This window comes from Syntrophorhabdaceae bacterium, from assembly GCA_028713955.1.
GTDB lineage: Bacteria > Desulfobacterota > Syntrophorhabdia > Syntrophorhabdales > Syntrophorhabdaceae > UBA5609.
In genome coordinates, this window is the sequence record JAQTNJ010000035.1 from 10574 (window position 1) to 19680 (window position 9107).

General features: G+C 50.6%; 11 protein-coding genes. All 11 read left to right on the forward strand.

The genetic code is table 11. The features are described 5' to 3' along the window. Positions 1 to 66: 66 nt before the first annotated feature. Positions 67 to 441, forward strand: coding sequence for a DUF5320 domain-containing protein (locus PHU49_05110; GenBank protein ID MDD5243377.1), 375 nt, complete (start codon positions 67 to 69; stop codon positions 439 to 441). Positions 442 to 526: 85 nt separating this feature from the next. Beyond that, positions 527 to 739, forward strand: coding sequence for a hypothetical protein (locus PHU49_05115; GenBank protein ID MDD5243378.1), 213 nt, complete (start codon positions 527 to 529; stop codon positions 737 to 739). Then, on the forward strand, positions 714 to 1637 hold the full coding sequence (locus tag PHU49_05120; GenBank protein MDD5243379.1) for an ATP-binding protein: 924 nt from the start codon (positions 714 to 716) through the stop codon (positions 1635 to 1637). The genes PHU49_05115 and PHU49_05120 overlap by 26 nt, the downstream gene beginning before the upstream one ends. After that, a complete protein-coding gene (locus PHU49_05125) occupies positions 1634 to 2518 on the forward strand; it encodes an ATP-binding protein (GenBank protein ID MDD5243380.1) in 885 nt (294 codons plus the stop codon). Before PHU49_05120 ends, PHU49_05125 begins: the two co-directional genes overlap by 4 nt. Beyond that, entirely contained in the window at positions 2515 to 3768 is a 1254-nt protein-coding gene (locus PHU49_05130) for an iron-sulfur cluster carrier protein MrpORP (protein ID MDD5243381.1), read from the forward strand. Before PHU49_05125 ends, PHU49_05130 begins: the two co-directional genes overlap by 4 nt. Before the next feature lie 246 nt (positions 3769 to 4014). After that, complete coding sequence (locus PHU49_05135; protein ID MDD5243382.1) at positions 4015 to 4977, forward strand: MBL fold metallo-hydrolase; 963 nt, start codon at positions 4015 to 4017, stop codon at positions 4975 to 4977. Between the two features lie 116 nt (positions 4978 to 5093). Further along, entirely contained in the window at positions 5094 to 5831 is a 738-nt protein-coding gene (locus PHU49_05140) for a DUF364 domain-containing protein (protein ID MDD5243383.1), read from the forward strand. Between the two features lie 50 nt (positions 5832 to 5881). Continuing rightward, positions 5882 to 6271, forward strand: a complete 390-nt coding sequence (locus PHU49_05145) for an iron-sulfur cluster assembly scaffold protein (GenBank protein ID MDD5243384.1) — start codon at positions 5882 to 5884, stop codon at positions 6269 to 6271. A gap of 9 nt (positions 6272 to 6280) precedes the next feature. Continuing rightward, on the forward strand, positions 6281 to 7183 hold the full coding sequence (locus tag PHU49_05150) for a rhodanese-like domain-containing protein (protein ID MDD5243385.1): 903 nt from the start codon (positions 6281 to 6283) through the stop codon (positions 7181 to 7183). A 1-nt stretch (position 7184) separates the two neighbouring features. Further along, positions 7185 to 7970: a radical SAM protein gene (locus tag PHU49_05155; GenBank protein ID MDD5243386.1), complete on the forward strand. Its 786-nt coding sequence runs from the start codon at positions 7185 to 7187 to the stop codon at positions 7968 to 7970. A 418-nt stretch (positions 7971 to 8388) separates the two neighbouring features. Further along, a partial coding sequence (locus tag PHU49_05160) for a hypothetical protein (protein ID MDD5243387.1) occupies positions 8389 to 9107 on the forward strand: 719 nt, incomplete at its 3' end.

Genomic DNA, 9107 nt, shown 5'->3' on the forward strand with positions numbered 1-9107 from the left:
GGAAGTCTCTTCGGGCTTTGCCCGAAGAGGGGGCGACGTGAGCCCCAATAAAAGGAGGTATGTGTTATGCCAAGAGGAGATGGAACAGGACCAGTGGGACAGGGCCCAATGACGGGAAGAGGAACCGGTTATTGCGCGGGCTATAGCGCTCCCGGTTATATGAACCCGGTGTGGGGAGGAGGATTTTGCAGACCCAGGATAGGTCGGGGCAGAGGAAGAGGTTTCACCTGGCGGAACTGGTTTTATGCCACCGGTTTACCATTCTGGGCCAGGGTGAACCAACCCGAGGGGTGGTACCAGGCGGCGGGTGCGGCACCAGTGTATCCTCCGACCATGAGCAAGGAGGCAGAGGTTGAGTTGCTGAAATCAGAAGCAGCAGAACTTGAAACAACGCTGACGCAGATAAAGGAACGGCTGGCAAAGCTCTACGAAGAAAAGTAAAGATGAGACGGACAGGGATTAAATCTCTTTATCCTTGTCCGTCCGCCCCTTCGTGGGCGAAAGGAGATAATCATGGTACAGGGATATGGTCAAGGTAGCGGGAAAGGTGCAGGAAGAGGAACCGGCACGGGAGCAGGGAGAGGAGTCGGGGCCGGAGGCGGCGGCAAGGGCAGGATGGGTGGAAAAGGACTCGGACCTGCGGGAGAGTGCATATGTCCTCAGTGCGGAACGAGAGCACCTCATGAACGGGGGATACCCTGCTATGAGCAGAAGTGTCCGAAGTGCAATACATCTATGACAAGGGCTTAAAGGCGATGGAAGATATGAACATAGCCTTTGCAAGCGGCAAAGGAGGAACGGGGAAGACCACGATAGCGGTAAATCTGGCCTATTTTCTCGCCTGTTCCAAACAAAAGGTGCAGTACCTTGACTGTGACGTGGAGGAACCGAACGGGCACATATTCCTGAAGCCAACAATTGATAAAAGCACCCCGGCAAAGGTCATGGTGCCGGTCATTGACCAGGATAAATGCACCTCCTGCGGAGAGTGCAGCTCTCACTGTCAATTCAATGCCCTTGTTACGCTCCCGGGGAACGTACTCCTTTTTCCTGAACTCTGTCACGGATGCGGTCTATGTGTATATATATGCCCGGAGAAAGCAATCAGGGACGGTGATCGGGGAATAGGGTTGATCGAGAAGGGAATAGCAACGCAGGACATCGATTTTATACATGGGATCCTCAATGTGGGCGAGCCGATGGCGGGTCCCCTCATACAGGAGGTAAAACACCACTACAAAGAACACCATGTCCGGATCATCGACGCACCGCCGGGGACATCATGCCCGGTGGTGAAGACAATCTCCGATGCTGATGTTGTGGTAATGGTAACGGAACCAACCCCTTTTGGCCTCCATGACCTGAAGATCGCGGTCTCGGTGGCAAAAAACATGGAAAAACCGATCGGGATTGTGATCAACCGGCAAAATGGTGAATTCCCTCCTCTTGAGACATATCTGTTAAAAAACGATCTGCCTGTAATCATGGTGCTGCCTGAAGACAGGGAGATTGCGCGCCATTACTCCATGGGGGACATCTTATTACAGGCCCTTCCTCTCTATATAGACCGGTTTATGGAACTTGCCGTCAATATCGGCAGGTTATTGGGGAAGACAAAAACGCAGGTGGCAAGATGACACATATAAAAGAGATGGTCGTTGTCAGCGGCAAAGGGGGAACAGGAAAAACATCTATCACGGGGGCCCTTTCTTTTCTGTTACAGGATAAAGTAATAGCAGATTGCGACGTGGATGCCGCGAACCTCCATATGATCCTGAACCTCGATGAGGTATTGCTCACAAAGGAGTTTTTCGGAGGGAAAAAGGCAAGGATAGTGCCGGAGCGTTGCACACATTGCGGCAAATGCAGGGATGTCTGTCTTTATGACGCAATATCCGAGGATTTTGTGATCGACCTTGTTTCCTGTGAAGGATGCGGGGCCTGTCATTTCTTGTGCCCGGCAGAAGCAGTGGATTTCGATGAGAGGCTTGCCGGGTATTGCTATATATGCAGCACTGAGGATAACGGCCGGTTTGTTTTTGCCGAAATGCTCCCGGGAGAAGAAAACTCAGGGAAACTTGTCGCTATGGTCAGGAATGAGGCCCGAGAAGAGGCGAAAAAGATGGGCCATGAGTTGATCCTTATCGATGGTCCGCCGGGGATAGGTTGTCCCGTCATCTCTTCTCTCACGGGGACGCATCTGGCGGTGATAGTGACAGAGCCGACCCCGGCAGGGGCGCACGATCTGAAGCGCATCGTGGAATTAACGAATCATTTCCAGATCAAGACGGCTGTTGTGGTAAACAAAAGCGACATTAACGCCTCGTATGTTGAGGCAACACGGCAGCTCTGCAAGGACAATGGCCTTGTCTATCTTGGTGAGATACCCTATGAACCGAAGATCACGGAGGCACAAAAAGAAGCGAAAACCATCCTTGATTTTGCCCCACAGTGTGTTGCAAGCGGGGCAATAAGGGAAATCCATACAAAATTACAATCAATTCTGGAGGAATTATGAGTAATGAAAAGTTGACTGATGAGATTGAGCTGCAAAAGAAGCTTGACAGGATCCGGCATACGTTTATCATCCTTTCAGGTAAGGGCGGTGTGGGGAAAAGTACAGTGGCAGTTAATCTTGCGTTGAGCCTTTCTCTGAAGGGACTGAGAACAGGAATACTGGACGTGGACATTCACGGTCCGAGCGTACCGAAACTGCTCGGCCTTGCCGGGAAAAAGGTTGGCGTGCATAACGAAGAGATCGTTCCGATTGAAGTATTCGGTCAGATCAAGGTCGTCTCTATGGGATTATTGCTTGAAGGGAACGAGCAAGCCGTCATATGGAGGGGGCCGATGAAGGCGAACGTGATACGGGAGTTTCTCCAGCATGTTGCCTGGGGTGATCTGGATTGCCTTGTGGTCGATTGCCCACCGGGAACCGGCGACGAACCGCTTTCCGTTGCCCAGCTTCTGGGTGCAAGAAGCAGCGCGATCATCGTAACGACACCCCAGCAGATCGCAACGATTGACGTGGAAAAATGCATCACCTTTTGCAGACAAGTGGGTCTTCCTGTTACAGGGATCGTTGAAAACATGAGCGGATTCGTCTGCCCACACTGCGGAAAGGAAGTAAACATATTCTCTTCCGGCGGCGGCGAGAAATTGGCGAAAGATTATGGAATACCGTTTTTGGGCAGTATTCCCCTTGATCCCGATATCGTGAAGAGCGGTGATGAAGAAAAGCCCTATATGTATTTCTATGCAAAGACAAAGACCGCGCAAAGGTTCGATGAGATCGTTGACAAGATAGCATTGTTCGGCAAAAACGACGAAGCCGTTTTAAACAATAAACCTGAACAGGATTCACCTCTTGCCTTTTCTTCACTGACCGGCAAGGAGAGTGAAGCGTGTTCTGCGGCTAAGGAGGCAGCTTCCATGAAATTTGCAGTACCCACAAATCAAGGCAAATTATGTGCCCACTTCGGTCACTGTGAAGCATTTGCGCTCATTGATATAGATGGAGAAGGCAGGATCGTAAACGAAACCTATGTTACCCCGCCGCCACACGAACCGGGATTGCTGCCCCCATGGCTTTCGCAGCAGGGTGTCAACTGTATCATAGCCGGAGGCATGGGCAGCCGTGCCCAGCAGCTTTTTGCCCAGCAGGGTGTCAGGGTAGTTACCGGCACGCAGGGTGAACATCCCAGGGAGGTAGTAGAACAGTATCTCAAGGGAACATTGGAAACAGGCGCAAATACGTGCGATCATTAAATCAGGATACGTCACGTAGAGCAAGAAGAATCAGGTTGAGGTTAAGGTTGAGGAGAACCGTCGTGAGGAGGAAAACCAGCTCATGGCTGATAGCTCATAGCTGAAAGCAAAAACTAAACAGAGTAAGCAGTAGGAAGTAGGCATTAAAAGACTTGTATGCATACTGTTTACTGCTTACCCGGTTCTTGCTGTAGCTATGAGCCATGAGCTATGAACTGTGTGCTATAAATGTACGGAGGTGCAGGTATGCCTATCAATGAACGCCAGGCTATGCATGGGGTCTTCACCCCATCGGAAGTTGACAGGCTGATCATTACTGTCATAACGGACAACTACTATGATTCGGTAAGGGTGCACCCTCCGTCAGGTAAACGGCACAAGGCCTCTCCCGGCGTTTCCATCCATGCTGAACACGGCCTCTCGTACCACGTGGAGACCGTCGTGGACAACAGATCATACTTCCTTATGTTCGATTACGGTCTTGACCCCATTGGCGTGATGAATAATATAGAACTGCTCGGAATAGACCTGGGGAAGGTCAATGCATTCGGCTTAAGCCACGGCCATTTCGATCACTGGAGCGGTATGATCGATATACTGGAACGAGGCGCCCCGGGTACGCCCCTCTACGTGGGAGAAGAAACCTTTGTCCATCGATACGCCTTTCGACCGGGGAGTGAGGAATTGACGGATCTGGAACAATTGGAGAGAGAGGCTATAGAAAAACAAGGCATCGCGAGGATAGTAGAAGTCCGGGAACCGGTTGAGGTCATACCCGGTTGTTATATGACAGGGCAGATCGAGAGGGTAACGGAATACGAAAAAGGTTCACCGGATCTGCTTATAAAGCGGAATGAGAGGCTTGAGCAGGATCATTTTCCCGGGGAGCAGGCCCTTGTATGCAATGTAAAAGGCAGAGGGCTCGTTGTTATATCCGGCTGCGCCCACGCGGGTATTATCAATACGGTAAGGCACGCGCAGAAGATCACGGGGATCGGGAAGGTCCACGTGGTGATAGGAGGATTCCACCTCGTCAACGCGGCGCCGGAGATAATCGAGAGGACCGTGGCCGATATGCAGGCGATAGGCCCGGATCATATTATCCCGGCACACTGTACCGGGTTCGAGGCGATCCTGTCGTTCGCGAGCAAGATGCCCCATCAGTTTGTCCTTAATACCGCCGGCGTGCGATATGTATTCGGGGTTTAGCAATGGAGCGGTGGAGAGCGGAGAGCAGGGAGCTAAGAGCGGAGAGCAAAGAGCTAAGAGCTAAGAGCGGAGAGCGGAGAGCGGAGAGCAAAGGAAGAAGCTTGTGAGGCGTTATAATGGAGATTCTTGAAGCGATCATCAGCCGCATAGACATTGACGCCCCGGTGAAAGAGGTCAGGAAAGGTGTTTTCTGGACCGCGGTGGTGAGCAGGTTTTGCGGACTTTCATCTACCATGCTGAAGGAATACTGCACAGATGAAGACATAGACGAAAGCGCCCCTGCTTCTCTAACGGAAAATTCAGCCCTTGAACTTGCGCAATTCGCCCTCTCTCGTGACATATCCAGGGCTTCCTTAGGGCTTGCGGCGATAAATTCCCTCATTGAGATCGACGGGTCGCGTTCTGTCGAGGTCAACGCGGGAGAATTATTGTTGCGAGAAGGGACAGGCAAAAACGTTTCGGTCATCGGCCATTTTCCCTTTACGGATGCCTTAAAGAAGATCGTGAAGAATCTCTGGGTCATCGAAAAAAGGCAGAGATCAGGCGATTATCCTGAAGACGATGCAGAAAAATACCTCCCTCAATCGGATATAGTGGCGATTTCAAGCACAACGCTTATAAACCACACACTGCCGGGACTGCTCAGATCATGCCCCGCAAAGAGTATCAAGATGCTCCTTGGGCCGACAACCCCTATGAGCACGGCGTTATTTGATTATGGGATCGATATTATTTCGGGCAGCAAGGTTACAGATGAAGCAGGTGCGCTGAAACACATAAGCGAGGGGGCCAACTTCAGGCAGTTGAAAAGGACAGGGACGGTAAAGCTGATAACCATGATGCGAACCGGCTAATATTTGCTATAATATAGACAGCACAATCATTAAGGAGGCAGGGACAGGCTATGCACGAGTACAGCGATAAGGTTATTCAGCACTTTAAAAACCCAAAAAACGTCGGCACCATAGAAGACGCAAACGGAATAGGCGAGATAGGCGATCCTTCCTGCGGTGATTTTTTGAGGGTTTATGTCAAAGTCGACAATGATGTCGTCACCGACGTGAAATACCAGATAAGGGGCTGTCCTGCGTCTATAGCATGCGCAAGCGCCATGACAGAACTCACAATAGGAAAAAATCTTGACGATGCGATGATGCTTACCGAAGACGACATAATAACCGCCCTCAACGGGTTGCCGGAATTCAAGATCCACTGTTCAGCCCTCGGGGCGGCGGGGCTTCAAAAGGCGATCATAGATTATTTCGAGAGGTATATACACAGCAAGAAAACATAGGAGGCTGGTATGAAAAAACACGTAGCATTAGCATTGTTTTTGATGATACTAAGTGCTCCCACAATTCTTTATTCGGAACAGTTACCTTCGGTAGTATCGGCATCATGGCTCAACGAAAACCTGAATAACCCGAAGCTGCTTGTGCTTGACATCAGGAAGATCGAGGATTACAGGGAAGGGCATATCCCCGGCGCCCTGAGCCTCACTTACGCTGCATGGCGCACGATGGGAGAAAGCCTGGACTGTCAGCTTCCTCACAGGGACGAGCTCTCTGACACTATCTGCTCTTCCGGCATCAACGCAGACACGTATGTGGTGATCGCAGGGAACACGGATCTGGTCCGGCAACTTGTAAACGCGACCCGCGTCGCCTGGACACTGAAATATGCAGGAGTAAAGCGCCCCGCCATCCTCGATGGGGGTTACAAAATGTGGCTGGTGAAGAACTATCCTGTAACAAAAGACTGGGTCAAACGACCAAAAAGTTACTATAAGTGCAAATGGAACAAAAGTGTGCTGGCGACAAAAGAATATATCACATCCCATTTCAAGGAATTGGCTATCGTTGATACGAGACCGGAAAAGCTATACAGAGGAGAGGTCTCGGATCCCATGCTGAAAAGAAAAGGGCACATCCCCGGAGCGATTAATCTCCCTTACTCACTTGTTTTTCACAGGGACGGGAGCTTCACAAACCCTGATGCCCTCAAGCACATTGCTATGCACAGCGTCGGCAATGACCAGGATAAGGGCATAGTGGTCCTGTGCTGTAACGGACAGTTTGCTTCTTCATGGTGGTTTGTGTTGAGCGAGGTCCTGGGCTACAAAAACGTTTCAATCTATGATGGTTCTATGGAGGAATGGTGTGGAGACAAGGACGCCCCCCTCGTTGAATCAACAGGAGGCAAATAGATTGGGGTCCGTTAATAGAAGGTTTCATTATATCTATGGCCCAGTTCCTTCATGGAGAATAGGGAGTTCCCTTGGCATAGACCTGCTCTCACAAACAGAAAAGATATGCAGCTTTGACTGTGTCTATTGCCAGTTGGGGAAAACGAAGAGCGCTGTTCTCTCGAGGGAGATATATGTCAACGAAGAAGAGATCGTCAAGGAACTGGAGATGCTGCCCCCTGATGTCCGGATAGACTTTTTGACCTTTTCGGGGCGCGGTGAGCCAACCCTGGCAGCGAACCTGGGTGATGCAATAAAGGCTGTGAAAAAAACCCGCGCTGAACCGATAGCCGTTATCACCAATTCATCGATAATAGATCGTAAAGATGTCAGGCAAGAGCTCGCCATGGCAGATTATGTGATCGCCAAACTCGACGGGCCGACACAGGCAGTCTTTGATGCGATCAACCGCCCCTGTAAGTCTGTTGGATTTGATGGGGTTCTTGAAGGCATAAAAAAGTTCAGAGAAGAATATAAGGGAAAACTGGCTTTGCAGCTCATGTTCACAAAGGGGAATGAAAACTGCGCGGCAGAGTTGGCCCATATTGTCAGGGATATCGGTCCCGATGAAGTCCAGCTAAACACCCCTTTAAGAAAGTGCCCGGTCCAGCCTCTTTCGGAAGGCGAATTATCGGCGATACAGAAATTGTTCATAGGTCTTCCGGTCATATCCGTATATAAAAGCCACAAAGTACCTGTAAAGCCCTTAAGCGACCCCGACACGTTACGAAGGAGAGGGAAGATCTGAAGACATAGCGACGAGCATGAGGGAGAGGCTCCACTGGCAAAGCCTCACCCACTTCGTGGGTACCCGGCCTCCTCCTCTCGCTCGTGAACTCGCTGGGTAGATTCACCTTAAACGACACGAGCCAGAAGAGTACCACGTCTTTAGACATGGGTGAATGCGGTCTTTCCCGCAAGGCGCGTATTTATAGTGCCTCGGGCTTGCCCGTGGGAATCTATATACAGCCGCAGGCATCATACTTTCCGCTGTCTCTTCTCGCGGTTTATTCTGTTGCAGAAGGGTAGTTGAGGATATAATAATATTTTGCTTGATTGGACAGGACGCCAGATAATGCAAGGAGGCAGCTTTGCATACATTGAAATTTAATTTGGAAAGATGTCTGGACTGTCAAACCCAGGCGTGTCTTACCAGATGTCAGTATATGGAGATTGATGAAGAGACTGCACGGAAAGAGATCCTGAAGATAGCCCGCGGAGAGGACTCCTTCGTGCTTCACGAATGCGCGACCTGCTATGCCTGCGAGGAGTACTGCGCATTCGGGAACCATCCATTCTATCTTATCGCAGAGAAGCAGGAATTGCTCGGCATCTCCCCGGTGCCGAGGCCCCTTATCCAGCGGGCGGTCAATATCGGGATACCCTTCAGGGGCCGGCCGGAGATCAAAGAGATAAATGGGCCGGTTCTGAATATCGGCGCCTTTTCCGAGCTCACGCATCTTATACAGGGAAGACTCTTTGAGGGGATTGCGGTAATATCAACTGATGAGCGCAAGATGTTTCATTTTTTTTGCCAGCTCATGTACCTGCATTATGGAAGGAACTCCATCATCAAAGAAAGGCTGCCGGGCATCATTGAAACCATAGCGAAATATAAGCCAACGGAGGTCATATGTTTTCACGATGAGTGTTACGGGGCCTACACGTCTTATAGCATGGCCCATGGGATCGATGTGCCCTTCAAGCCTGTCCATTTCTATGAGTACCTTTATAACCGTCTTGTTGAACTCGGAGACATGATACGACCCGTGAACCTGAAGGTGGCATACCAGCGCCCCTGCTCCTCCCGCCTCTCCCCGGACAAGCATCTCTTTGTCGGCCGTATCTTTGATCTTATCGGGGCTGAGAGCGTAAAGCGTGAGTT